General features: G+C 63.7%; 28 protein-coding genes. 13 read left to right on the forward strand and 15 right to left on the reverse strand.

What is annotated here, in order from left to right; translation table 11 throughout:
- The first annotated feature begins 40 nt into the window (after positions 1 to 40).
- Entirely contained in the window at positions 41 to 619 is a 579-nt protein-coding gene (locus ASH00_RS12895; RefSeq protein ID WP_157359117.1) for a hypothetical protein, read from the forward strand.
- Position 620: 1 nt separating this feature from the next.
- On the opposite strand, the gene ASH00_RS12900 is transcribed toward ASH00_RS12895, so the two are convergent.
- Positions 621 to 1,724 (reverse strand): S1C family serine protease, encoded by a 1,104-nt coding sequence (locus tag ASH00_RS12900; protein WP_056549324.1) that lies wholly within the window; start codon positions 1,722 to 1,724, stop codon positions 621 to 623.
- Positions 1,725 to 1,800: 76 nt separating this feature from the next.
- On the reverse strand, positions 1,801 to 2,322 hold the full coding sequence (locus ASH00_RS12905) for a metallophosphoesterase family protein (protein WP_056549024.1): 522 nt from the start codon (positions 2,320 to 2,322) through the stop codon (positions 1,801 to 1,803).
- Between the two features lie 55 nt (positions 2,323 to 2,377).
- Between ASH00_RS12905 and ASH00_RS12910 the strand changes: the two genes are divergently transcribed.
- The 7 genes from ASH00_RS12910 (at position 2,378) to ASH00_RS12940 (ending at position 8,353) form a co-directional block, all read left to right on the forward strand.
- Positions 2,378 to 3,223, forward strand: a complete 846-nt coding sequence (locus ASH00_RS12910; protein WP_056549025.1) for an NAD-dependent epimerase/dehydratase family protein — start codon at positions 2,378 to 2,380, stop codon at positions 3,221 to 3,223.
- Between the two features lie 155 nt (positions 3,224 to 3,378).
- Positions 3,379 to 4,167, forward strand: coding sequence for a mechanosensitive ion channel family protein (locus ASH00_RS12915; RefSeq protein WP_235563294.1), 789 nt, complete (start codon positions 3,379 to 3,381; stop codon positions 4,165 to 4,167).
- A gap of 58 nt (positions 4,168 to 4,225) precedes the next feature.
- A complete protein-coding gene (locus ASH00_RS12920; protein ID WP_056549029.1) occupies positions 4,226 to 4,426 on the forward strand; it encodes a hypothetical protein in 201 nt (66 codons plus the stop codon).
- A gap of 178 nt (positions 4,427 to 4,604) precedes the next feature.
- Complete coding sequence (locus ASH00_RS12925) at positions 4,605 to 5,882, forward strand: serine/threonine-protein kinase (RefSeq protein ID WP_056549030.1); 1,278 nt, start codon at positions 4,605 to 4,607, stop codon at positions 5,880 to 5,882.
- Positions 5,879 to 6,403 carry a hypothetical protein gene (locus ASH00_RS12930; protein WP_157359118.1) on the forward strand — a complete coding sequence of 175 codons (525 nt, stop codon included), beginning with the start codon at positions 5,879 to 5,881 and terminating at the stop codon, positions 6,401 to 6,403. Before ASH00_RS12925 ends, ASH00_RS12930 begins: the two co-directional genes overlap by 4 nt.
- Before the next feature lies 1 nt (position 6,404).
- Positions 6,405 to 7,046 carry an MBL fold metallo-hydrolase gene (locus ASH00_RS12935; protein WP_056549033.1) on the forward strand — a complete coding sequence of 214 codons (642 nt, stop codon included), beginning with the start codon at positions 6,405 to 6,407 and terminating at the stop codon, positions 7,044 to 7,046.
- A gap of 50 nt (positions 7,047 to 7,096) precedes the next feature.
- Positions 7,097 to 8,353, forward strand: coding sequence for a phospholipase D-like domain-containing protein (locus ASH00_RS12940; RefSeq protein WP_235563295.1), 1,257 nt, complete (start codon positions 7,097 to 7,099; stop codon positions 8,351 to 8,353).
- A gap of 6 nt (positions 8,354 to 8,359) precedes the next feature.
- Here ASH00_RS12940 and ASH00_RS12945 read toward each other — a convergent pair whose 3' ends face one another.
- The 3 genes from ASH00_RS12945 to ASH00_RS12955 form a co-directional block, all read right to left on the reverse strand.
- Positions 8,360 to 9,088 carry a GntR family transcriptional regulator gene (locus ASH00_RS12945; RefSeq protein WP_056549035.1) on the reverse strand — a complete coding sequence of 243 codons (729 nt, stop codon included), beginning with the start codon at positions 9,086 to 9,088 and terminating at the stop codon, positions 8,360 to 8,362.
- Positions 9,072 to 10,820 carry a gamma-glutamyltransferase family protein gene (locus ASH00_RS12950; RefSeq protein WP_235563296.1) on the reverse strand — a complete coding sequence of 583 codons (1,749 nt, stop codon included), beginning with the start codon at positions 10,818 to 10,820 and terminating at the stop codon, positions 9,072 to 9,074. Before ASH00_RS12950 ends, ASH00_RS12945 begins: the two co-directional genes overlap by 17 nt.
- Before the next feature lie 239 nt (positions 10,821 to 11,059).
- Positions 11,060 to 11,797, reverse strand: a complete 738-nt coding sequence (locus tag ASH00_RS12955; RefSeq protein ID WP_056549039.1) for a GAF and ANTAR domain-containing protein — start codon at positions 11,795 to 11,797, stop codon at positions 11,060 to 11,062.
- A 129-nt stretch (positions 11,798 to 11,926) separates the two neighbouring features.
- Here ASH00_RS12955 and ASH00_RS12960 point away from each other — a divergent pair, with 129 nt between their 5' ends.
- Together ASH00_RS12960 and ASH00_RS12965 are read left to right on the forward strand one after the other, a co-directional pair.
- Positions 11,927 to 12,166: a hypothetical protein gene (locus ASH00_RS12960; protein WP_056549040.1), complete on the forward strand. Its 240-nt coding sequence runs from the start codon at positions 11,927 to 11,929 to the stop codon at positions 12,164 to 12,166.
- 3 nt (positions 12,167 to 12,169) lie between these two features.
- Positions 12,170 to 12,457: a GNAT family N-acetyltransferase gene (locus ASH00_RS12965; protein ID WP_056549041.1), complete on the forward strand. Its 288-nt coding sequence runs from the start codon at positions 12,170 to 12,172 to the stop codon at positions 12,455 to 12,457.
- Between the two features lie 4 nt (positions 12,458 to 12,461).
- Here the strand turns inward: ASH00_RS12965 and ASH00_RS12970 are convergent, their stop codons facing one another.
- The 5 genes from ASH00_RS12970 to ASH00_RS12990 form a co-directional block, all read right to left on the reverse strand.
- Positions 12,462 to 13,079, reverse strand: coding sequence for a J-domain-containing protein (locus tag ASH00_RS12970; protein ID WP_235563297.1), 618 nt, complete (start codon positions 13,077 to 13,079; stop codon positions 12,462 to 12,464).
- Positions 13,080 to 13,209: 130 nt separating this feature from the next.
- Positions 13,210 to 14,223 carry a GTP pyrophosphokinase gene (locus ASH00_RS12975; RefSeq protein ID WP_056549042.1) on the reverse strand — a complete coding sequence of 338 codons (1,014 nt, stop codon included), beginning with the start codon at positions 14,221 to 14,223 and terminating at the stop codon, positions 13,210 to 13,212.
- A gap of 61 nt (positions 14,224 to 14,284) precedes the next feature.
- Positions 14,285 to 14,698, reverse strand: a complete 414-nt coding sequence (locus tag ASH00_RS12980; protein WP_157359119.1) for a hypothetical protein — start codon at positions 14,696 to 14,698, stop codon at positions 14,285 to 14,287.
- Positions 14,699 to 14,753: 55 nt separating this feature from the next.
- Positions 14,754 to 15,524 (reverse strand): plasmid pRiA4b ORF-3 family protein, encoded by a 771-nt coding sequence (locus ASH00_RS12985; protein WP_056549044.1) that lies wholly within the window; start codon positions 15,522 to 15,524, stop codon positions 14,754 to 14,756.
- A 194-nt stretch (positions 15,525 to 15,718) separates the two neighbouring features.
- Positions 15,719 to 17,161 (reverse strand): excalibur calcium-binding domain-containing protein, encoded by a 1,443-nt coding sequence (locus ASH00_RS12990; RefSeq protein WP_082566119.1) that lies wholly within the window; start codon positions 17,159 to 17,161, stop codon positions 15,719 to 15,721.
- 240 nt (positions 17,162 to 17,401) lie between these two features.
- Between ASH00_RS12990 and ASH00_RS16895 the strand changes: the two genes are divergently transcribed.
- The 3 genes from ASH00_RS16895 to ASH00_RS13005 all read left to right on the forward strand — a co-directional run bounded on the left by ASH00_RS16895 (position 17,402) and on the right by ASH00_RS13005 (position 19,375).
- Complete coding sequence (locus tag ASH00_RS16895; protein WP_082566120.1) at positions 17,402 to 17,839, forward strand: excalibur calcium-binding domain-containing protein; 438 nt, start codon at positions 17,402 to 17,404, stop codon at positions 17,837 to 17,839.
- A 46-nt stretch (positions 17,840 to 17,885) separates the two neighbouring features.
- On the forward strand, positions 17,886 to 18,644 hold the full coding sequence (locus ASH00_RS13000; RefSeq protein WP_056549045.1) for a class F sortase: 759 nt from the start codon (positions 17,886 to 17,888) through the stop codon (positions 18,642 to 18,644).
- A gap of 80 nt (positions 18,645 to 18,724) precedes the next feature.
- Positions 18,725 to 19,375: an NADPH-dependent F420 reductase gene (locus ASH00_RS13005; RefSeq protein ID WP_056549330.1), complete on the forward strand. Its 651-nt coding sequence runs from the start codon at positions 18,725 to 18,727 to the stop codon at positions 19,373 to 19,375.
- A gap of 15 nt (positions 19,376 to 19,390) precedes the next feature.
- Here ASH00_RS13005 and manD read toward each other — a convergent pair whose 3' ends face one another.
- The 5 genes from manD to ASH00_RS13030 are packed head-to-tail and all read right to left on the reverse strand — an operon-like array spanning position 19,391 to position 23,944.
- Entirely contained in the window at positions 19,391 to 20,620 is a 1,230-nt protein-coding gene (manD, locus tag ASH00_RS13010) for a D-mannonate dehydratase ManD (RefSeq protein WP_056549047.1), read from the reverse strand.
- 37 nt (positions 20,621 to 20,657) lie between these two features.
- Positions 20,658 to 21,626, reverse strand: a complete 969-nt coding sequence (locus ASH00_RS13015) for a sugar kinase (RefSeq protein ID WP_082566121.1) — start codon at positions 21,624 to 21,626, stop codon at positions 20,658 to 20,660.
- Complete coding sequence (locus ASH00_RS13020) at positions 21,626 to 22,252, reverse strand: bifunctional 4-hydroxy-2-oxoglutarate aldolase/2-dehydro-3-deoxy-phosphogluconate aldolase (protein WP_056549334.1); 627 nt, start codon at positions 22,250 to 22,252, stop codon at positions 21,626 to 21,628. Before ASH00_RS13020 ends, ASH00_RS13015 begins: the two co-directional genes overlap by 1 nt.
- 32 nt (positions 22,253 to 22,284) lie before the next feature.
- A complete protein-coding gene (gene dgoD / locus ASH00_RS13025) occupies positions 22,285 to 23,430 on the reverse strand; it encodes a galactonate dehydratase (protein ID WP_056549048.1) in 1,146 nt (381 codons plus the stop codon).
- Positions 23,420 to 23,944 carry a gluconokinase gene (locus ASH00_RS13030; protein ID WP_056549050.1) on the reverse strand — a complete coding sequence of 175 codons (525 nt, stop codon included), beginning with the start codon at positions 23,942 to 23,944 and terminating at the stop codon, positions 23,420 to 23,422. The genes dgoD and ASH00_RS13030 overlap by 11 nt, the downstream gene beginning before the upstream one ends.
- Position 23,945: the final 1 nt, after the last annotated feature.

The following is a 23,945-nucleotide window of genomic DNA, read 5'->3' on the forward strand; positions in this document are numbered from 1 at the left end:
TGAGGTCAGTCAGCACACTGAGAAGTCAAGAATGGGAGACATGGCAGAGATGAGAGCAGACAAGCGCAGGTATCTGAAAGCAACCGAGCACGACGACGCCCCATCCCGGCGGCGCAGTGCCTGGCTGATCATCGCCGCGGCTGTCATTTCGGTGGTCTCGCTCGCACTGGGCGCGCTGCAGTTGCAGTCTGTGCAGCGCGCCATTGGTATCCCACTTCCGGAAATGATGGTCGGTGGGTACGACGCCGACTACGTCGAGGCAGTCCGTGACCTTCTGGACGCTGCGGTCATCGAGCGCTACCAGAGCGTGCATTACCTCTGGTTCCTGCTGTTTCCCGTAGCGTTCGCCGCGCTGATCATCCTGCTGGTCCGCCGGTTCAGCCGCTCACCGCTCCGCTGGCTCTTCTACGCCGTCGCCGTGCTCTATGCCGCTGTGCATATCGCCGAGAACCTTGTGCTCGAAGCTGCCCTCGCCTCCGTAGAAATCACATCCTCCGAAGTGGCCTTCGCGAGTTTCTTGACGACGGCGAAGTTCATACTCTTCGCCGCCGCCATCCTTGCTTTTGCCCTGTCCTTCACCCTGAACCGGACGACCAGCCGGCGGCAAACCCGCCGCTAGGTCAGCCGTTCTCGACGGGCCGCTCACCGAGCGTAATCTCCACCTCCGAGGTTTCGCCTTCGCGCATCAGCTCCGCTGTCACCGTCTCCCCCGGATTCAAAGAGCGCAGTGCCGCCAGGACCTGTTCCGAGCTGGCGAGCGGCTCACCGTTGAGGGACACCAGAATGTCTCCCGCTTGGATTCCGGCCTCGCCGGCCGGTCCGCCTTCTTCCACCGCCAGCACCGCAACGCCCTGTTCAACGCTGACGCCGAGCTGCTGGGCAATCTGCGGCGTGACGGTGCGCGGAGCCAGGCCGAGGAACGCGTGTTCAGCCGAACCGTCCTCGAGGAGTTCCTCCACCACTTCGACGGCGGTGCCGGCCGGGATCGCAAACCCCAGCGAGACCGCGCCCGCCTGCGGCGGAATATAGGCTTCGCTGATTCCCACCACCTGGCCCTGACCGTTGACCAGCGCTCCCCCGGAATTGCCCGGACTGATGGCCGCGTCTGTCTGCACCAGGTCCACAAGTGACTGGCTGTTGGTTGCCGAGCCCGGAATTTCCCGATGCAACCCGGAGATTATTCCTGCGGTTGCCGTGTTCTCAAAGCCCAACGGGCTGCCGATGACAACGGCCAGCTCTCCCACCTCCGGCAGCTCCGTCTGGAACTCGGCGGGCGGAAGTCCAGTGCGGTCAGCCTGCACAAGTGCGAGGTCAGTGACGGCATCGATGGCAACCACAGTGCCGGTGACGCGCTGTCCGTCGGCGAAGGCAACCTGCACTTCCTCCGCACCGCGCACCACGTGTTCGTTGGTGAGGATCAGCCCGTCCTCGGTGTAGATCACACCGCTGCCCAGCCCTCCGTTGTCCAGGAAAATGGTCACCACGGATGGCTGGACGTCATCGATGATTTCCGGAATGTCCGCCACCGTGGCGGCCGGCGAATCAGCGGCGTCGCCGCTTCCCCCCGCCGATTCACCCGATGTTGCACCCGCCGTTTCACCTGCCGTCCCGGATTCCGTCTCCGGTTCATCCGTGGCCGTGCACCCCGCCAGGGCAAGGGAAGCAACAACAGCGACGGCGGCGAGGCGCTTCACTCTCGGGGGCTGATTCTGTGCATTGTTCACGGCAGACTCCTTGCAGTTGGCGATTTTGTCTACCTTCATTCCTACCAACTATGGGAAGTCACTGAAAGACAAGACTCTAGCGGCGGCCGGATGCCCGGGCCGGAATGGACCGCAGGCGCACCTCCCTGAGGACGCCGCCGTCCGCCTGGGCAGTAAGGAAAGTGCAGGTGGGCAGCCGCCGCCGGTCAGTCGGTGATCCGGGATTGAGCAGCCGCATACCGTTCGGTGTGGTGGTGTCCCAGGGAATGTGACTGTGGCCGAAGACCAGCACGTCAACATCGCTGAACATGGCATCCATGCGCTTCTCCCGGTTAGTTGCCGCTCCGGTTTCGTGGATCACTGCGAACCGGATGCCCTCGATGTCCGCCCGGGCAATTTCGGGCAGCCGCGCGCGAAGATCAGCACCGTCATTGTTCCCGTAAACACCGATGAGGCGCTGCGTGCGGTGCTCCAGTTCATCGAGCAGCTCCATATTCACCCAGTCACCGGCATGGACGACGACGTCGGCAACCTCCGCCTCCTCCCACACCTCCGGTGGGAGCCGGCGGGCGCGCTTGGGCACATGGGTATCGGCGATGATGAGCAACCGGGAAGCCATATGCCCAGTCTGGCACGTGCGTCCGACGGTCCAGCCCGTGTGGGAAGCTCAGGGGATGACTGTATTGATTGCCGGATGCGGCGACCTGGGTACGCAGGCGGGACTCTATTTTGCGGAAGCAGGGCAACGGGTTGTCGGGTGGCGGCGGTCCGCAGACAAGCTGCCGGCCCAGATTGAGGGCACCTCGGTTGACCTCACAGGCGAGCTGCCGGCCATCCCGGCGGACACCGACGTCGTGGTCATCGCACTGACTGCGGACGGGCGGACCGAAGCTGCCTACCGCGCTACCTACTATGAGGGCACCGCAAACCTGCTCGGGGCACTCGCCCGCGACGGGGTTGAGCCGCGGCGGATCATTTTCGTTTCCTCGACCGCCGTATACGGCAATGACGACGGCGGCTGGATCGGGGAGAGCACGCCGCCTGCGCCGTCCACCGCCACTGGCGCGGTACTGCGTGAAACGGAGGAACTGCTCACCGAACGTGCGCCCCAGTCGGTACTGTTGCGGCTTTCGGGTATCTACGGACCGGGACGCACCCGGTTGATCGACCAGGTGCGGAACGGCACGGCGCACGCGGGCGGCGCTCCGCACTGGACCAACAGGATCCACCGCGACGACGCCGCGGCGGTCATTGTGCACCTCGCAGGACTCGAGGCGCCGGCCACGGCGTATCTTGGCACCGACCAGGAACCGGCACTGCTGGCTGAGGTCCGGCAGTTCATTTCGGAGGAGCTGGGCCTGGCCCTGACTTCCGCCGAGGCGCCGGATGGCGGAGGCGAGCTCACCGGCAAGCGCTGCAGCAACGCGCTGCTCGCGTCAACCGGTTTCACCTTTACGTATCCGACCTACCGGGAGGGGTACCGGGCAGTTCTGCAGGGCGTAGGCGTTCGACACCCCTAACACCAGTAGCCTGGTCCCCAAAAACAATAATAAGTACCCTTTCTATTTCACCTGAGTGTGCCTACTCTTGGAAACGTGTACACCGGTGGGGCAGCCGTTCCACCGATCTGGAAGCTCCATGAAGCCAAAAAGAGAAGGTTCCGATGGAAGAAACCTTGAGAAGCGGTCTCGCGACCGTGGTCGAGTTCGTGCCAAAGCTGTTGCTGTTCCTCGTCATCCTGATCGTCGGGCTGCTGATCGCCAAAGCGATTTCCAAGGCGCTGGACAAACTGCTCGAACGTGTGGGGTTTGACCGCATCGTAGAACGCGGAGGTGTCAAGAAGGCGCTCGCGAAGTCGTCACTGGATGCCAGCGACATCATCGCCAAGATTGTCTACTACGCGCTGGTGCTGTTTGTACTTCAGTTTGCTTTTGGAGTCTTCGGGCCGAATCCGGTCAGCGATCTGCTTGAAGGCGTCATTGCCTTCCTGCCGAAGATCATCGTCGCAATCATCATCGTCATCGTCGCAGCCGCCATTGCCGCGGCGGTCAAGAACCTCATCCAGGGCACCCTGGGAGGGCTTTCCTACGGGAAGGTCCTGGCGAATATCGCAAGCGTCTTCATTCTCGGCATCGGCATCATCGCGGCTCTCAACCAGGTTGAAATTGCCACCACGGTGACCACACCGATCCTGATTGCCGTACTGGCCGCAATTGTCGGCGTCATTGTGGTCGGCGTTGGCGGCGGGCTCATCAAACCCATGTCGCAGCGCTGGGAGCACTACCTCAACCGGGCTGAGGAGGAAGCACCGCGGGTGAAAGCTGAGGCCCAGTCAACGCCGCCGGCCTCCCAGCAGCTCAAGGGCCAGGCACAGAAAGCCAAGGCACAAAGCCAGACCGCGGACACCTCCGGTAGCCACCAGGTGAACCAGACGGATGACCCGAACGCTCCTCGATTCCGTTAGGTTCCGGCTCCTCCGAAGCACTTCCCGTTCCAGAAACCCAGAGAGATAAGGAAAAATAATGAACATCGACAAGCAGCAGATCATTGACCTTCTGAAGAATCAGGGCAACCAGGACAAGGCGCAGCAGGCTGACCAGGAACTGCCCGATCAGGTGGACACCGAGCGTGATTCCGGCCTTCTGGAAAAGCTCGGCATCAACCCACAGGACCTGCTCGGGAAGCTCGGCGGCGGCGGTGGAATCGGCGGCCTGCTCGGCTAGTCACCAGGCAAGGAAGCAGTCCACGAGGGGGAGGGTGCGCAGTGCGTACCCTCCCCCTCCTCTTGTACTGACTACCACATGAGAGTGTCATGAGAACCGGAGGAAGAACCTTGAGCTCCTCCCAACTCTGCGCTTTCATGGAAGGACGACGACGGCGGACAATGAGGAGGTGCCTGACATGCAGCTCCCACCTCCGCCCGGCAGAACGCCCGCGGCCGCGCCTTCCGCACGGTCGGAGCCACGGAGGCGCATCGGTGACCCGACCGGCGAAGTGCTGGATGGCCGCTACACCGTCGGTGCACTGCTTGGCAGCGGTGGGATGGCCGAGGTCCACAGAGGCCACGATCAGGTGCTGGACCGGGACGTCGCTATCAAGCTCTTCCATGGTCAGCCGGACGCGCAGCTCTCCGACCGTGAGCGTGTGGAGGCGCAGTTGCTGGCCGGGCTGGATCACCCGGGCCTGGTCAAGGTGCATGATGTCGGAAACTCCCCCATAGCCGGGTGGGTGGTCATGGACCTGATCGATGGCCCGGACCTGCACCGGCTCCTGCGCGACGGCCCGCTGGGACCGGAACAAACGTGGGCTATCGGCCACGACGTTGCCCGGGCACTCGCGTATGTGCACGCGAAAGGAATTACCCACCGGGACGTCAAACCTTCCAATGTGCTGACCCGCGACGCTGAACCGTCCTCCGGGCGCTTCGGATACGTCCTGACGGACTTCGGCATAGCCCGCAGGGTGGATAGCGACCGCCTCACCGCGACCGGTGAGACAATCGGCACTGCAGCGTATTTCAGTCCCGAACAGGCCCGCGGTGAAGCGGTTGACGGTTCCACCGACATCTACGCGCTGGGCCTTGTGCTGCTCGAATGCCTCACCGGCGAACCTGCCTTCGAAGGCCGTGGACTGGAGACTGCGCTTGCCCGCCTGCACCGCTCTCCGGAGATCCCGACGGCGGTGAATCCTGCGTGGCGCGGGCTTATTTCACGCATGACGGCGGGAACCGGAAGCGAGCGGCCAGCGGCGGCCGAGGTCGCTAATACCCTGGCCGCTCAGCGGAACGCTTTCCTAGCTGACGCGCGCGCCGCCGCTGCTGATACCGCGGTCGAAGATGCCGGGCCTGCAACCAGAGCTATTCCCGGCGCAACCCACGGTTCTCAGACCGCGCAGAATTCGAACTCCACGCGCAGGGCCTTTGTCCTTGGACTGAACGAGCACTCAACACAGCCCCCGGAATCCAGCGAAGGACCCAGCACTTCGGGTAACCGGAAGCCAACCCCGCGGAACCGGCGCTGGTGGGTGGCGGGCGCCGTCGTCGTCGTTCTGGTTCTGGTGGTGCTGGGCGCTGTGCTGGCGGGGCTACTCAATCAGACGCCCGCCGTGGAACCTTTGCCGTCAGTTCCCGGCGTTCCCGGCGAGAGACTGTCTGAACTCTACGAAAGTGTGCAGCCATGAGGTCGAAGCGATACATGATTGTCCTCGCGTTGGCCTTGCCGGTGCTTGGAGGATGCGGAGGCGCTGAAGCTCTTGACCCGGGTGCAGCGCAGTCGCTTCAGCAGCAGGTGAGGGAACTTGCCGTTGTTACGCAGGAAGGCAACCTTGAACTTGCGGTGGACCGTGCGGAGGCCCTCAAAGCCGCGGTTCAGCAAGCAGAGGATTCCGGCGCCGTGACTCCGGGACGGGCGGAGCGGATCCAACAGAACATCGAGGCCTTCATCAACTCGGTGCAACCAGCCGAGGTCCCTGCGCCAACCGCACCGGCCGTACCTTCCACTGAACCGGCCCCCGTTCCCCCGCCCCCAACTTTTACAGCGCCGGCCAAGGGCCTGTTGGAAGACAGCAGGGATCCCGGAGAGACCCAGACGGACCGCGACAGGGAGCGGGCGGAGGAGGTCGCCGAGGAACTCCAGGAACAAGCCGAGAAGCAGGAGAAGGAAAGACAGAAGCAGGAAGAAGAGAACAGCGGGGAAGACTAGCATGCGCACCATCTCAGGAAGCTGCTACCAACTGCAGCGTTCGAAAGGAGCCAACGGCTACCTTGTGCGCACGCCCAGCCACACCGCCCTCGTTGATCCTGGAATGGCCAGCGGGTATGACGCCCTGCTCGGTGAGTTGCGCGATGCTGCACCCATTGTTGGGCAGGTGACCGACATTCTGCTCACCCATTACGACGCCGATCACGCCCAGACCGCCCGGCGCCTTCAGCATGAACTGGACGCAACGGTATGGCTGGGCGCAGCGGATGCCGCCATTCTGCGCCGGGAAATTGCGCCTCCCACCCGCGTGCGCCGAGTGCTTTTCCGCCTGGCTCCGGTTGGACTGCCTGAAACGGTGACTGAGCTCGACGGCGAGCGTGAACTTTTCGAGGGTCTCACCACCTTCCCGATTCCCGGCCACACACCCGGTCAGATGGCCTTTCAGCTCGACGACGTCCTGTTCACGGGCGACGCAGTCCGGGTTGAGCGCAACGGAACCATCAAACGCTTTTATAGCGCCCTGAACAGTGATAATCCGCTCGCTGCACGCACTACAGCGGACCTTCAGCGCAGAATCAACGCCGGCGGTGTCGGCTGGGTGTGCCCCGGACATAACCCTCCGGCACGGGTGAACGTTTCCTAGCCTAGGGAAGGTCAGTGTGTGCTGCTCCCCCGGCCACTAGGCTTGAACCCATGCGTACTTTCCGCCGCCTTCACCTGTTTGCCCTGACCCGTTCGCTGCTTGCGCGGGCAGCCATGGCGTTCGCCGCCGTGCAGGCGCTGGTCATCGCCACCATCGTGATTATTGATGCAGTGGAAAAGAAGCTGCGCAGCAAGCGTCCGGGCTTTCCGCACCCCGGAACATTTGAATCAGAAGTGGCGGGATCGAAAACCGCCGTTATTACCTACGGGCATGACCTGTACGAGGACATGCTGGCCTCTATCCGGAACGCCCGGCACACCATCATGCTGGAGACCTACATCTGGAAGGGCGACGCCATTGGACGCCAGTTCAAGGACGCGCTGAATGAGGCGGCGGCCCGTGGTGTGAAGGTGTACGTAATCTATGACGGGTTCGCGAACCTCGTTGTTCCGTTCACGTTTTACCGGTTCCACCCGAATGTGCAGGTCTTCCGGTTCCCGGTACTGCGCCCGTCGATCGTCTTCACGAATATCCGGGGTACAGGCTTCGATCACCGCAAAATCATGGTGGTGGATGATTCCATCGGGTACGTCGGAGGCTACAACATCGGGTCGCTGTACGCCTCGAAGTGGCGTGACACGCACCTGAGGATCGAAGGAAGGTCCGTCTGGGAGTTGCGCCAGGCGTTTGTTGCGTTCTGGAATTCCGCTCCGACACAGCGCCATCGCGCGTTGGAGGAAACCAGTGCGGAGTTCTGGGAACCGCGTCTGCGCGCGGTCAACAACATTCCGGCCAACCTCGTTTTCCCGATCCGCGGGGTCTATCTGGACGCCATCAATCGCGCCCACAGCCACATCTACATGACCACGGCCTACTTCATCCCTGACCAGCAGATCCTTGAGGCGCTCCTGCGCGCCAGCAAACGCGGGGTGGATGTCCGGGTCATTCTGCCGGAGGACTCCAACCATGTGGTCTCCGACTGGCTGTCCCGCGGGTTCTACTCGGCACTGCTGCGCGACGGCGTGAAGATCCTTCTGTACCAGAACGCGATGATTCACGCGAAGACCGCAACTGTGGACGGCGAATGGACCACGGTCGGAACCGCCAACATCGACCGGTTGAGCCTGACCGGGAACTACGAGATCAACATTGAACTGTTCGATGAGAAGCTCGCCGCCACCATGGAGCGCATCTTCGAGATTGACAGCAGCAACTGCCGGGAACTCTCACTCGAAGAATGGGAAGGCCGCCATATCGTGGCACGCGTCAGCGAAGCGATCCTCGCTCCCCTGCGGCCATTCCTCTAACCTGCATCAGGGAGCAAAGGTGGGCTCGGGAGATAGAGCCGAGTTTTTGTCGACGGAGAAGCGGTCCAGATACCCGACTTTGGACTGATGGACGTGATCGGCCATCAGCTGCTCTGCATTCGCGGAGTTGCCGGAGTCGATCGCCGCAAGAATGCTCCTGTGCTCGCTCCAGGACTCCTTGCCGCGGCGGTCGACGTCCGTTGCGTAGAGCCATTCGATCTTGCCTGCGATCTGGCGCAGCAGCGCCGTCAGCGAGGCGCTGCCGCTTAATTCCGCCACACCCAGGTGGAACCGGATGTTGAGTTCGGGCAGGAGATCGAGCCGGTTCTGCGCGACAGCGGCATCTCCCTCATCGAGCACTGCTGCCAGCACTTTCCGGGCCTGCCACCACTCAACGCTGGGCGCGCCTGAATCGAACTGCGCAGCAGCCCGGTGCGCTGCGCGCCGGGCCGTTGCCGATTCCAGGGCTTCGCGGACGAAAAACAGGTCCTCGGCGTCGTCAACAGGGATCTTCGACACCGTTGATCCGGCATAGGGCTTGGACTCGACGAAACCCTCGGCCTCCAACATGCGGAGAGCTTCCCGGACAGGAACCCGCGAGATTCCGTACTTGGCTGCGAGCGCTGCCTCGGTCACGCGGGTGCCCGGCGGCAACGCACCGAAGATGATGTCCCTCCGGATTTCGTCCTGGACGCGTTGCCTCGGTGCAGCGTCTTCGCTATCGGCCGGCTGCATAGCCCTGCGCTCCGCGCGGGTTGGCCGCAGCCATCAAAACTCCTGTCGCCGGGTCGCTGACAACAGCCGACAGCCGGCCGAGCGCCCAGTCTCCCGCCCTCGTGACGACGTGACCGCGTTGTTCCAGGTCGGCGATGACCTCCTCACCCAGCCGGTCTTCGACCACGGCGCCGCCAGGCTCCCAGGTGCGTGGAAAGAAAGAGCCGGGTATCGACGTCGTGTGCAGGGACGGCGCGTCGATGGCCTGCTGCGGTGAGTAGCCGCCGACAATCGTGCGAAGGATATAGACCAGCTGCCACTGGTCCTGCTGGTCACCGCCGGGAGAGCCGAGCGCAACAACTGGCTTGCCGTCTTTGAGGATCAAGGTCGGTGTCAGAGTGGTGCGAGGCCGCTTTCCCGGCTCCAACGAGGATGGTGCGCCCTCCTCGAGCCAGGTCATCTGTAGGCGGGAGCCCAGGCAGAACCCGAGTTCGGGGATGGTGGGAGATGACTGCAGCCAGCCGCCCGACGGCGTCGCGGAAATCATGTTCCCCCACTGGTCAACCACGTCGATGTGGCAGGTATCGCCGCGTGTCTCGCCGTCGCGGGAGACGGTGGGCTCCCCTACCCCCGCGAAGCCGTCCTTACCCGTCAGCGCCGGCGGTGTGTATTCCGTCCGCAGCGGCGGTGTGAACGGCGTATGCCCGGGGGCAGTCCCGGGGCGGAACTCGGTGGAAGCCTGATCGGTGATAAGCGCCCTGCGCTCGGCTGCATATTCTTCGGATAGCAGGTATTCCATCGGCACGTCGGAATCACCGTAGTATGCCTCGCGGTCTGCGATGGCCAGCTTCTGCGCTTCCAGGATGGTGTGCGCGCCGAGGGCTGTGGACGGGTCCATGTGATCGTCCCCGAATCCGTTCAGGATGGCGAGGGTCTGCAGCAGGGCCGGGCCCTGACCCCACGGGCCGGTCTTGGCAATGGTGTAGCCGCGGAAGTCGAGAGTGGTGGCCTCCTCGTAGCCGGCCTGGAAGTTCGCGAAGTCCTGAAGGCTCATCACTCCCGCGTGATCCTGACCCGACGAGTGGCGGTGCGGTGTACTGATGAAGTCGACTGCAGCCCGGGCGACGAAACCTTCGCTCCACTCGCGCCGGGCGGCGTCGATGCGTTCCTCGCGGGAGCCTGCGCCGCTCCCTGCGGCAACGAGTCGGTCGAGCACTGAGGCGTAAGCCTCGTTTTTCACGATGTCGCCTTCTGCCGGGATTTTCCCGTCCGGCATCCAGAGCGCTGCGGAAGTGGGCCAGTGTTCGGTGAACAGCTCCTTGACGGCGTTGATCGTTGCACCGACCCGGGCCAGCACCGGGTGCCCGTGACGGGCGTAGCGGCAGGCGAAAGCCAGGACGTCGGCAAGTTCCCAGCTGCCGTGGTCCCGGAGCAGCAGGAACCAGGCGTCGACGGCGGCCGGGACGGCGGCTGCGAGCGCTCCGGCGCCTGGAACCAGCTCGAGTCCTTCGGAGAGGTAGTGCTCCCGGGTTGCACCGGCGGGAGCCGGTCCCTGTCCCATCAGGACCACGGGCTTTGAGGGGTTTTCCGCGGTGGCGAAGACGCCGGTCATGTCGCCGCCGGGACCGTTGAGGTGCGGTTCAACGACATGGAGCACGAAGGCTCCGGCGACGGCAGCATCGAAAGCATTGCCGCCGCGTTCCAGGACGGCCTGCGCAGATGCCGTTGCCAGCCAATGCGTTGAGGCGCTCATGCCGAAGTTGCCTTGGAGCGTGGGGCGGGTGGTGAAGGAACCCGGGGCGACAAAAGCGGGCATCGTTGTCCGTTCGGGGAGGCGTTGTTGTGTAGTTTCGTATACAAACTATCGTGTCGACCGACCTTCGTATACCTTTTTGGGGAACCGTATGACAGCTACCCGTCTTTCCACCGATCGCCTGCACCTGACGCTGATGCTGGTGTTGTTCAGGACAATGAGTTGGCTGAGGTGTCCGGCTAGGCCTCAAAGTGCGTGGTTGCGCTCGCGTTGTTCACCGACTCGACAACAGCCGCAGCAACCGCATGAAGCTTCACGTTCCGTGCGTTCGAGGCGGCCTTCAGGATATTGACCGCTTCATCCTGGCTGCAGCGGTTCTGGCCCATGATGATGCCCACTGCAAGGTCTATGGTGGTGCGGTTCTCCATTGCGACACTCATGTGCTCGTTGTGCTCCATGAGAGTGGCCACGCGGACAGCTATCTGCAGTGAACGGGAAGCCCTGCGCGCGAACTGCTCAGCGGCGTCGATGCTTTCGGCATTGAACGCGAGCGGTTCTCGGCAGTACAGATCCAGGCCTGCATTTGCGTCTCCCTCGAGGAGAATCGGCACGCCGAGCGCTGAGCGGATGCCATGCCCCGCGACAGCTCCCGTGTACTCGCCGAAACGCTCCTCCTCCTGGAAGTCCTGCACTACTACCGTGGTGTACTCACGTGCCGCGCGCAGGCAGGGGCCGTCATCGAATGCGTATTGAACCTCGTCCATGTTGCGGGCTTCCGGGCTGCTGCTGGCAACCGTCGCGGCACGCTTTGGACGCAGGAGGGTTACGGCCGAGTACATCGTCTTACCGGTAATCTCACCGAGTTCACGAGCGGCGATCTTCACCATCCCATCAAGAAATTCGTCGATCTGCGCGCTCTCGAGCACGAGGTCCTGCAGCTCGCCGCGGATCGAATTTCCCTCGACTTCACCCGTCACGTTCAAACCCGCCTCTACTCAATGGTGATGCACCTGCACGATAGCAGGACGGCTCGGGGGGTTGTGGGGCTGAATGGACACCCGTAGCCTGAATCCGATAAACAGTCTACTTACTATTGGAGGCCGGTTGTGAAGATCAGCGACGTCACCTGGAACGAACAGGCCCGGGAGAAGATTCTTGTCGATGCAGACAAAGCTCTGCAGGAAGCGGTGAAAGAGGCGGCGGCTGCGCACTCCGGCGGTGACCGGGATCAGGTGTACAAGTTCCTGTTCGAGAAGCTGCAGCCCCAGTTCGTCGACTTCGAGCCGGGCCCGGACCTCAGCGAGTACGCGGACGCAATCGCCAACGGCGAGTTCTCCGGAGAGTAGCTCATGGCTGCTGACGTACAGGTAACAAACAACACCGGCGCCGGGCGGTACGAGATCACTCTCGATGGGAACCCGGCCGGCTTCGCGGCGTACCGCCTCAAGGACCAGCAGGTCACCTTCACCCACACTGAGGTGGATTCGGCCTTCGAGGGTCACGGACTCGGAAGCGCCCTCGCACGGTTTGCCCTGGACGATGTCCGGGAACGTGGGTTACACGCCGTGCCCCGCTGCCCGTTCATCGCCGCGTACATCGAGCGGCACCCCGAGTATCAGGACCTGGTAGCCAGCTGAAAAGCTAACGACGACGGCGCCACCACGGTGAGCGTTTCGCTGCCTTCTGTTGGGCTGCTTCCCGATCGGCCTCCTGTGCGGCCGTTTCGTCCTGCTCAACCTGCGCATGGCGTGCTGCTCGACGTTCACGCCATCGTTCAATTTCCTGCTCAACGTCCCGCGTCTTGGTCACCACGGGCGGTCCACCCAGGAGCTGTCTGCGGGCATCAACGACCTGCCGGTTGAAGTCCTCGAGTAGCTCGCGGACCTTGCTCTCCATGTACTGCTGATCCAGCTTTCCGTCGAGTTCAGCGTCCTCTGTGCGCAGGCGAAACGGCGCGGGTGCAAGGCCGGAGAGCTGCTCCCTTTCGATCAGTCCTTTGACCCACCAGTCTGGGTCAAGGGTTGCGCCGAGGCCTGGAATCGGCTTGCCGGCGTACTTCAGGTTGTCGAAATCACCTCGGGCGGTTGCCTGCCGGATCTCGAAATCTGCCTTGGCAGCGAAGTCCGTGATCGGCGCTTGCTCTTCTTCGTCGTCGTCGACCTGCTCGATGGCCTCCGCGCCGCTGCTTCCGGAGCGGCGCGCGGCCCGATATTCCGAAACGCGCTGCATGCGTCTGGTGCGTTCATTTCTGTCGTTCATCGTCACCCGCTTCCGCTGCTTCCCTTCAAGTATTCCGGCAGTGCGGAATGCGGGGCAAGCCGCCGGAGCTCCTGCCCTTAGTACGGACTGGGCTGGCGCGGCGCAGGGAACTTCATCCGGCTTCGGCCCCTCAGTCTCGGAGTTTTCTGAGGCGGTAGGTCAGCTTGGCGCGTCTGTTGCGGTCGTGACCCAGGGCGTGCGTCTTGTCGATGTGCTCCTGGCCGTAGTGGACAAGCAGCAGATCATCGGCGGCGCGGACGTGGCCGGGAGCGAACTTGTACTGCACTTTGCGGGAGATGGCATCCCAATCGGCGGAAGCGACCAGTTCGGAGGCTTGCGCTACCGTGGTGACGCCGTGCATTTCGAGCAGTTCGCGTAACCACTCGTACTGTTCGACGCGGCTGCGCGGGTTGCTTGGCAGCGCCTGTTCGAGAATGCTTTCGAGGGCCTCACCCGTGAGGGCAACCGGAAGGAGCGTGACCGCTTCGCCGGGGTTGGCTTTTTCGGCGGCGACCACACTGCTGATGGTGCTGAACTGGTTATCGGCCAGTTCGATTAGCCCGGACGCCAGAGTGAACGCCCGGTTGACCTCCGGCGGCACTGGGCCTGCGCTCTTGTAGCGGATGTCATGCTCAAACTCCGCCCAGGCGTGCTGCAGGATGGTCCGGAACTGCACCTCAAAGCGTTCGCCGATGTGATTGCGGCACCCGTTCGGTGCGGTTGCCTCACTGACTCTGAGCACGAGGTGCTGACCCGAGTAGCCGAACTCCCCCTTTTCCCGCTGTTCGGCGGTCTTGTCGACGTGGGCAATAACGTCGAAGGAGTTGCGAAGGGCCGTCATTGCCCGCTCTACGTCGAGCTGAAGGAAGGTGATGACCCGGATGCCGATGATGTCATCGATGCCGCGCAGCCCGTCCGCGTACTTCAGGTTTCCATCCGGATTGCAGCGCCTCAATTTCTGCTCCAGGGACTGGTGGTCCTTCACCCGGTATTCGATCGCGTGATAGTTGAGGCCGTCGTCGTCGAGGCGGGCGGCGATGGCATCCTGGATAGCGTTGGCGGCTGCGCGCTTCTCGTGCTGGGACGCAGCATATTCCTCGAGCCACTGTTCGATGAGCCGGTCATGGGTGAGATCCGGGTCCATACGCCTCCCTACGCTGCGCCGGGTGAACCCAAGCTACTCCCTTTACCGGCTCACCATCACGTCAGGACGGGCGACCATGTTGCTTTCGCTGAATTTCGATCAGGAATTCCCGGCCGGAATCGGTCACCTTCTTGTCCTCGGATAGAACGTCTTCGGACTTCGCCAGAACGTTTAGGCACTCCAGCGTCCGAATGACATCACGCACCAGAGCCCGCCCTTCCCTTTCAGTGATGGGACCGTCGTCGTAAGCGAAGCCGCGGGCTGTCAGGATTTCGGCCATTATTTTGCCACGCAGGTCATAGGACGGGAGGGCGTCCTTCACCAGCCACCGCACGACGACGGCATTCACCAGCCCGATCGCAGCAGCCGGCGGGTGCGCAAGACGGTCGGAGAGGTACTCCCACAGCGCGGCATCGCTGTTCACCAGCCGTCTGCCGTTGGGCGTGAGTACAAGTTTTCCCTTGTACTTGCGCACCAGCTTCCACTCCTGCACCTGGTGGCGAAGATCCAGGATAGGGAGTGTCTGCGCCTCACGATTGAACTTGCCGTACCAGCGGTCGGTCCATCCCAGCCTGCATGGCTTCCTGCACAACTGACGGTTTCAGATACCCGTCCTTGGTGAGTTCAATGCCTTCGGCGCCAACCCGCTGCAGCAGCCACTGGACAGGATGGACGACGGCGGCAATCACCTCGGACGGCAACGCCGCGCGCCAGAAGAACCTTGCGAGCTCCGTGAGCTGCTGATTAATCGCCTTCACGTCGACGTGTGCCGGATCAAACGCGGTTGCGGACTCCCCCGACACTGACTCGAACCAATCGACGGCATCGGCGGAGTCCTGCTGCTGACCCTTCAGCGCCTCGATCAGCTTGTAGTAGCCATGGATGCCGCCGCAATCCTCTACCGGACCTCTCCTACTGGCGGCGATGCATTCGAGGTGGGCAGGCAGCACCGGATCGTTGCCGACGACGGTGACGAGATGGTCCCAGGCATCACCGAAGTCGTACTCGTATGCCAACTTGGCGCCCGTCCATCCTGCAATCGCAGCGAGCTCTGTCCGGGATGCGTCTTCAGTGCCGAGCTCATCGGCCGATTCTGCCGGGGTGAAGTCTGGTTGTCCCCGGAAGGTGTCACTCACAGAGAACTGGTAGAGGTGAAGATCCTGCCAGCCGAAAGCTCTCTGAATTACTTGGTGCAGGTCGCTCAGGAGGATGCTGGCGGAGACGGACAGGGTTCGTTCGATCGGTGGCGACGATTCATCAATCACAATATGCAGTTGCACACCGGGTACGCGGTCGATCATAGCTGTGATCCTCTCATCCGCTCCGGAGGTCTTCCCGCTTCCGGACGACGCGTGGCTTCACTCTTCACGAACGACGACGACGGCAATTACGCGTGAGTTGTGCGCGGCGCAGCGACGGGGTGCTTTCCAGAACGTGCACGTTTTGAGAGACACTTAGCTCTCCGGAAACCGCGACTGGCGAACGGGCAGGCCGCTTACTCGCAGCCGACGCCGTCGCCGTTTCCATCCAGGTGAGCAGCGTACCCCGGCTGCCCCGCGTAGACGGGCGCAGCGCCAGCAGCCCGGGCTGCATCACAGTTCTTGTAGTACACATTCGCCGGGGCTGGCGCGGGTACCGGTGCCGGCGCGGGTGCTGGGGCTGGGGCTGGGGCTGGGGCTGGGGCTGGGGCTGACGCAGCCTCGCAGGCAACGCCGTCTGAATCGCCGTCGAGATCAGGACTGTACCCCGGCCCACCGATGTAGAGGGGCCCGGCACCGGCAAGGAAAGCCTCCTCGCAGCTTGCGAAAGCCGCCTGCTCGACAGCCGGTTCCGGCTCACGTGTTGGGGTAGGTGTCGGTGTGGGCGAAGCCTGGTTGGTAGGCGCCAATGTGTCTGCGCAATCCGACAGAACCCGTGCCATTGCGTCATGCTCAGCCTGTGTAACCCACAGATTGTAGGTTGCCTTCACGGAGATCTGCCGGGCGACGTATTCGCAGCGGTATCCGCGGTTCGGCGGAAGCCAGGTTGCGGCGTCGCCCGCACCCTTCTGTGCGTTGGTCGGACCGTCCGTGGACTGCAGATTCAGCGGGTCGTTGGCGAAGGCTACCCGTTGTTCGTAGGTGAGTTGCTGGGCGCCCTTCTGCCACGCGTCGGCGAGCGCAACCATGTGATCGATCTGCACGTCAATGCTGGTCTCCTGCCCGCGGAGGAACGGGATAGTGGTTCCGGTATAGGGGTCATCCAGAGTACCGGAACGGACTTTGCAGGGAACGGAGTTCGCGTGCACGATGTCGCGAAGGTCCCGGTTGAGCATGTCGTTGCGGGTGTCGCAGCCATTGCGGTCGACGTCGAGCCAGGCTTGACCGAACTCGTCCCGGTCATAGCCCGTCTTCGGTGCGCGACCCTTGATCGGCAGCGTCTCCAGCAGCGCGAGCGCCTTGACGCCATATTCGGGTTGATCGCTGGGAGCATTCGGGTCTCCCTCAGCGTCGACAACGGTGTCCCCGTCTATCGGCGCAGCGTCGGTACTCGGGGTAGGTGAGGGCTTCGGCGTAGGAGACGTTGTTGGCGCCGCTGTCGCAGTCCGTGACGGTTCAACAGCGGCGGTCTCGGTTTGCTCGGCTGAGGCCGCGGGGACGGTGTCCTCCGCGGAGGGCGTGATGGACCCGCCGACCAGGAGCGCAACAACGCTTGCCGCCGCGACGATGGATCCTGCCTTGCGGCCAGCGAGCCGCGCCCAGGAGCCGCGGCCGGTAAGCACCGTATAGAGGCCGGTGAGGAGCGCAAGGAGGCCCGCCATGACGAGAGCTCCGCCAATTCCGCCCGAGATGAGACCAACGACCAGAAGAAACAGACCAAACCCAGCAACAATGAGCGTCGATGCCTTTGCCTTGCTCCTTGTCCGCGTCTGTGTCTGTGTCTGTGTCTGTGTCTGCATAGGGTCCCGATTTTGAGCGGGAGGTAGCGAAGGGAGATTCAAAGGTGCCCCAAAAGTACGAGTAATGGTTGAACTACGAGCGACGGTTCAACCATCGTATCGGCGACCGGCTATCACACCGGGCTGAATTAGCGCAGTACCAGGATAAAAATGTGGATAACCTTGACGACTCATAAGCTGGCTGTCTAATCTCGTGTGATCCGCGTCTCATCACTCGCGGCATCAACATGAGGGGAAATAATGAAGAAAACAACAGCAGGTTTTGCAGTTGCAGCAGCGGCAGGGTTCGTGGCGCTGTCAGCGACGCCGGCCGCGGCGGTGTCTCTCCCGTTCCAGAATTGCTCCGAGGCAGCGTCCGTCGGGGTCTACAACATTCCGATCGGCACTCCAGGCTATGCTCCGCGGTTGGACGCTGACGGCGACGGATTCGGTTGCGACGCAGCTGGTACGCCAGCTTACGACGCCAGCATCGTCGTCGGGCTGATGGGCACCACGCAGCCTACGCCGCCGCCCGCACCTCCGATGGGTAATCAGGTCACTCAAATGCCTGTGGGCGGCGCAGCCACCGGTGTCGAGGTGACGCAAACCGACAACACGGCGGCTCTTGCGCTGGGGGGCGGACTTGTCCTCGCCCTGGCAGCGGGGGGAACGTACGTGGTCCGTCGTCGCGCGGCATAGGGAGCGAGTCGTCGAAAGCGTCGAGTGATCGGATACTTTCATACAGATGACTAGCCGCCTCCGGGACCGTTGCGGGAGCCTCCTGGCTGCTGCAACGGTCCCACTGCTGCTCCTCACGGGTTGTGCTCCACCGAGCTCGTCTGACGCCGTCGGAGCCCAGCCAACTTTCACGGTAGCGGCGCCGTCGTCCCTTCCGGCGGAAGGGACGACAACCGCGCCCGGGCCTCCCCCAACAAATTCGGAGGCGTCCGCCGAACCGGCGCCGGCGAGTCCCGCCGCATCGGGTGCGCCCGCGGAGAATGCATCACCCGCGCCTGCACCAGCGCCCGTCGATGCAACTCCACAGGTATTCGGCCGTTCGTTGCCGGTGTCACTCTCGATGCCCACGCACGGAGTCAAGTCAGGCCTGCTGTACCTGGGGCTTCAACCGAACGGGTCTCTCGAGGTACCTCCGGGCCATCCTGGGGCGCCCGCATCGTGGTACCGGAACTCTCCCACACCGGGCGAAACCGGGCCATCAATCTTTCTCGGGCACGTGAACGCCAGCGATGGCGGGCCCGGAGTCTTCGCCTGGATCAAGCAGCTGAATCCGGGCGACACCATTGAGATTGCACGCGAGGACGGCACCGTGGCGACATTCGCCGTCGAACGCGGTGAGCAGTATTCGAAGGACGCTTTCCCAACACAGGCCGTCTACGGAAACACCGAAGGTCCTGAACTCCGCCTCATCACGTGTGACGGGTACGATCCCGCTACCGGCACGTTCAATGACAACTACGTCGTGTACGCGAAACTCCTTCCCTAGCGCTTCTCCTGAAGGTCCATGGAAGACCCCCAAGGGAATACTCGCCTCCCAGATCGGTTGTACTCGCCATGGAAAATAACCTGACAACCATCGGCTTCATCGGCAGCGGCAACATCGGCTCACAACTTGCCCGTCTTGCCATCCAAAACGGATACGGCGTCGTCATGAGCAACTCGCGGGGGCCGGAAACGCTGATCGATCTCATCGACGAGCTGGGCGACCGCGCCCGGGCGGCAACGCCGGAAGAGGCAGCGGAAGCAGGGGACGTCGTCGTCGTCAGCGTGCCGCTCAAGGCGATCGATGCGGTGCCGGCTGTCCAGCTCAAGGACAAAGCGGTGATCGACACCAACAACTACTACCCCGAGCGCGACGGGAACATCCCGGAGCTCGACGACGAATCGACCACCACCAGCGAACTCCTTGCCGATCGCCTACCGGACGCGCACATCGTCAAGGCGTTCAACAACATTTATGCCGATCACCTGACCAGCAAGGCGACCGCGCCCGGCACGCCGGGCCGCCGAGCGCTTCCTATTGCCGGAGACGACGACGACGCCAAGAAGACAGTTGCGTCGCTGATCGACCAGTTCGGGTTTGATGTAGTCGACGCCGGTCCCCTCGCTGAAGGGTGGCGGTTCCAGCGGGACACGCCGGTGTACGGGCCGGAATTCGACGCCGACCAGGTACGCGAAGGACTCCCCCAGGCGAAGCGTTACGCGGAGATGGGCTGACGCCGGGGCGTTCCGTCACCAGTCGTGGATTGTGCCGTCCTTCAACCGGTTGAAGGGCAGGTATGCGGGTTCGTAGGGGTGGGCAGCCGCGGCCTCGAGGTTCAGTTCGACACCGAGGCCCGGCTTATCCCCCGGGTGCAGGTAGCCGTCCACGAAGGTGAAGGACTGCTCGAATACCTCGTTGGTGAGGTCCCCATGCCGCATGTACTCCTGAATGCCGAAGTTGTGAATGGCAAGGTCGAGGTGCAGCGCGGCCGCCATGCCCACCGGTGAGATATCGGTGGGCCCATGGATGCCGGACTTGATCTGGTACTGCGCCGCGTAGTCGAGGATCTTCTTCATGGCGCTGATGCCGCCGGTATGCGTCACTGCGGAACGCACGTAGTCGATCAGCTGTTCGCGGATCAGCGTCTGGTAATCCCACACAGTATTGAACACTTCGCCGATGGCCAGCGGCGTGGTGGTGTGCTGGCGCACCAGGCGCAGAGCGTCCTGGTTCTCGGCAGGGGTGCAGTCCTCGAGCCAGAACAGGTCATACGGTTCCAGGGACTTCCCGAGGCGGGCCGCCTGGATCGGCGTCATCCGGTGGTGCCCGTCGTGGAGCAGCGGCAATTCGGGGCCGAACTCGTTACGGACGGCTTCGAAAACTGTAGGAATGTGGCGCAGGTAGGCCCGGGAATCCCAGTCCTCCTCCGCAGGCAGCGCCGCCCTCTGCGCGGGCTCGTAGTCGTAGCGGACGCCGCCGGCTGTGGGCTGGGCGGCCACACCGTAGACCGCGTTGATGCCCGGCACCGCGGTCTGGATGCGGATGGATTTGTAGCCCAGTTCCAGGTGTTCGCGGACGGAGTCCAGAATCTCGGGGATGTCCCGGCCGCTTGCGTGGCCATAGGCGCGCACGGCCGTGCGGCTTGCACCGCCCAGCAACTGGTAGAGCGGCATACCGGCCGCCTTCGCCTTGATATCCCAGAGCGCGACGTCGACGGCGGCAATAGCGGCCATGGTCACCGGTCCGCGCCGCCAGTAGGCTCCGCGGTAGAGGAACTGCCACGTATCCTCAATCCGGTGGGCATCCCGCCCGATCAGCAGCGGGACCACGTGGTGCTCGAGGTACGCCGAGACGGCGAGTTCGCGGCCGTTGAGCGTAGCGTCGCCAAGGCCGGTGATTCCCTCCTCGGTGGTGATCTTCAGCGTGACGAAATTGCGGTCGGGGCTGGAGACGATCACTTCTGCGCTACGGATCTTCACGGTGATTCCTTCTGCTGTGGAGCGGACGTTGGAGTGACTAGCGAATGGTGGTTCCGGCGGATCGGATCAGGGAGAGCTCGTCCCGCGCCGGCAGGTTCTCCCAGTCACCCGTTGCGGCGACGGCAAACGCACCGAGGGTGACGCCGCGGTGCAGGCGCTCTTCCAGGGTTTCCCAGTCGAGCAGTCCGGAGAGGTAGCCGGCCGTGAACGCATCGCCTGCACCGACGGTGTCGACCACCGGAACGTTGATCGCATCGCAGTGGCAGGTGCTGTCCAGCGTGTAGGCCGTAGCTCCCTCAGCTCCGCGCTTGATGATGACGTCCCGAACGCCGCGAGCGTGCAACCCGTCCACCAGCTCGGCCTCAGGCGCACGGGCGGAGGAACTACCCAGGAGATCGATCTCGTCCTCGGAAGCGATGACGATGTCCGCGATCCCGGCCAGCACGCTTAGAGCCTCCGCTGCATACTCCCGGTCCCACAGCTTGGCACGATAATTCACGTCAAAACTGACGGTGATTCCCCGTTCCCGCGCGGTTTCTGCAGCGCGCAGGGTTGCCTGTGCCGCACTTTCGGAGAGCGCCGGGGTGATGCCCGTGAAATGGAGGATCGACGGCTCTGCGTCCAGTGCCGGACCGAGGTCTTCGACGCTGAGCACAGATCCGGCCGAACCCGCACGGTAATAGGCGGCACGGGACACATCGGCAATCCGCTTTTCGAGCAGCATCAGTCCGGTGGGCCGGAGGGCATCATGAACGACGGCGTCGGTGAGCACTCCCTCTGCGCTCAGGGTGCGTAGAGCGAACTTCCCGACCTCGTCCTCGCCGAGCCTGCCGACCCAGCGCACGCTGTGGCCGAGGCGCGACAGCCCGATGGCGACGTTGGATTCCGCTCCGCCGAGGGACATGGACATCGCTCCGCCGTGACGCAGCAGGCCTGCGGCGCGGATCGACCCCATGGTCTCGCCGAATGTGAGGACCTGGGCCTTCGGGAGCGGTTCCCTGCTCATCAGGCTGCTCCGGCTGAGAGCCGAAGGAATTCCTGTGCGCGCCGCCGAAGGGCGTCCAGATCCCCACCACCGGCGGCGTCCCCGATCAGCGGCGATCCGACTCCGACCGCGACGGCGCCGCGAGCCAGATACTCTGCCGCCGCTTCGGCATTCACGCCGCCCACGGGAATGAACGGGATGTCCGGGAACGGATCCCTCAAGGCTGAAAGGTAGCCGGGACCACCGAGGGAAGCGGGGAACAGCTTGATCGCAGTGGCGCCCCGGTCCATTGCTGAAAACGCCTCTGTGGGAGTCATCGCGCCGGCCAGCACCGGCAAGCCGAGGAGGACGCCGGAATCCACGGCTGCCGTGACAGCGGGGGTGACGAGGAACTGCCCACCTGCGTCCGCAACGCGGGCCGCGTCATCGCCGGTGAGCACGGTTCCGGCACCGACTGCAGCCCGATCACCGACTTCGCGCCGGACCGCCGTGATGACCTCGATCGCCTCCGGTGTGTTCAGCGAAACCTCCAGATAGGTGACGCCCTCCTCCACCAGCGTGAGGGCGGTGCGCACCGAAGCGGAACGCTCACTCCCCCGGATGATCGCCAGGAGGCGTGCCCGCTTCAGTCCATCAAGAAAATCCATCGTGCTCTTCTCCTCTTCCAGCGCAGGCGTGCTCACCACTCGGCGTACGCGCCGTCGTCGTGCCTCCACACCGGCGAGCGCCAGCTGTGGCCGGTCTTGTCCGCAATCCGTACCGCCGACTCGTCGATCTCAATCCCGAGCCCCGGTGCGGTCAGCCGCTCCACGTACCCGTCAACGAACTTCAGCGGTGTCTTGTCCAGCACGTAATCGAGCACTTCGGCGCCCTGGTTGTAGTGAATGCCGATGCTCTGTTCCTGGATGAGGAAGTTCGGCGTCGCAAAGCCGACCTGCAGGCAGGCCGCGAGCGCCAGCGGCCCAAGCGGACAGTGCGGAGCGAGCTGCACATCGAAGACTTCGGCGAGCGAGGCGATCTTCCGCACCTCGGTAATCCCACCGGCATGGGAGAGGTCCGGCTGCGCAACCGCGATGCCCGCCTGCAGCACCGGAAGGAACTCCTGCCGGTTGTACAGCCGTTCCCCGGTAGCCACCGGGATGGTGGTCGAGCGGGTGAGCCCGCCAATCAGGTGTGAGTTCTCCGGCACCGTGGGTTCCTCGAGGAAGAACGGGTGCAACGGTTCCAGCAGCGGTGCAATCCGGCGGGTGTCCGCAAGGGTGAACCGGCCATGGAAGTCGACGGCGACGTCGCGGTGCGGACCAAGCACCTCACGTGCGGCAGCAACCCGCTCCACCACCTCGTTGATCGCGGCCACGCTTCCGAGCGCTTTCATCCGCCCGCTCGCGTTCATCTTCACTGCGGTGAGGCCCACGGAAAGCTGGGCTTCGACGGCGCCGGCAATTTCAGCCGGCTCATCCCCGCCGATCCACCCGTACATCCGGATCCGGTCGCGGACATGGCCGCCGAGCAGTTGGTGCACCGGAACGCCGAGCGACTTCCCGTGGATATCCCACAGCGCCTGGTCGAGACCGGCAACCGCGCTGGCGAGGATCGCGCCTCCCCGGTAGAACGAGCCCTTGGTCATGACCTGCCAGAGGTCTTCGATCCGCAGCGGATCCTGCCCGATCAGCAGCTCGGACAGCTGCTCGACGGCGGTGCGCACCGTTTCGGAGCGGCCCTCCACCACCGGCTCGCCCCACCCCACGATGCCGTCATCGGTTTCCACCCGGACAAAGAGCCAGCGCGGCGGCACGAGGAAGGTTTCGATTCTGCTAATGCGCATGGACGGTGCTTTCGGTGAGGTGGGCGCACACGCGGTCGACAATCGCGCCGGGCACCAGGGCGAGGTCGACGGTCAATCCGCGTTCGCCGTCGGACAGGGGTTCCAGGGTGTTGTACTGCGAGGCCAGCAGCGACGGCGGCATGTATTCGTGCTCGCGGGCGGTGAGCCGCGCCGCGACCAGTTCCCGTTCTCCGTAGGGATGCAGGACGAACAAGTTCGGCGCGTGCCCGCGCAGCAGGGCGCGGTAGGACCGCTTCAGTGCTGAACAGGCGACGACGACGCCGGCTTCCGTGCCGCGTGCCAGCTCCTCGCCGACATCGTGGAGCCAGGGCAGCCGGTTCTCGTCAGTCAGTGGAGTTCCCGCAGCCATAAGTTGCTTGTTCTTCTCCGAGTGGAGGTCATCGCCGTCGACAAAGCGCGCGCCGAGCCGCGCTGCGAGGAGGGCTCCGAGCGTACTCTTACCAGAACCCTGCACCCCCATGACCACAATCGGCGGGGTTGGTTGCTGCGCCATG

Origin of the sequence: Arthrobacter sp. Soil782 (assembly GCF_001428435.1) — a bacterium.
In the GTDB taxonomy this organism is placed as follows: domain Bacteria; phylum Actinomycetota; class Actinomycetes; order Actinomycetales; family Micrococcaceae; genus Arthrobacter_D; species Arthrobacter_D parietis.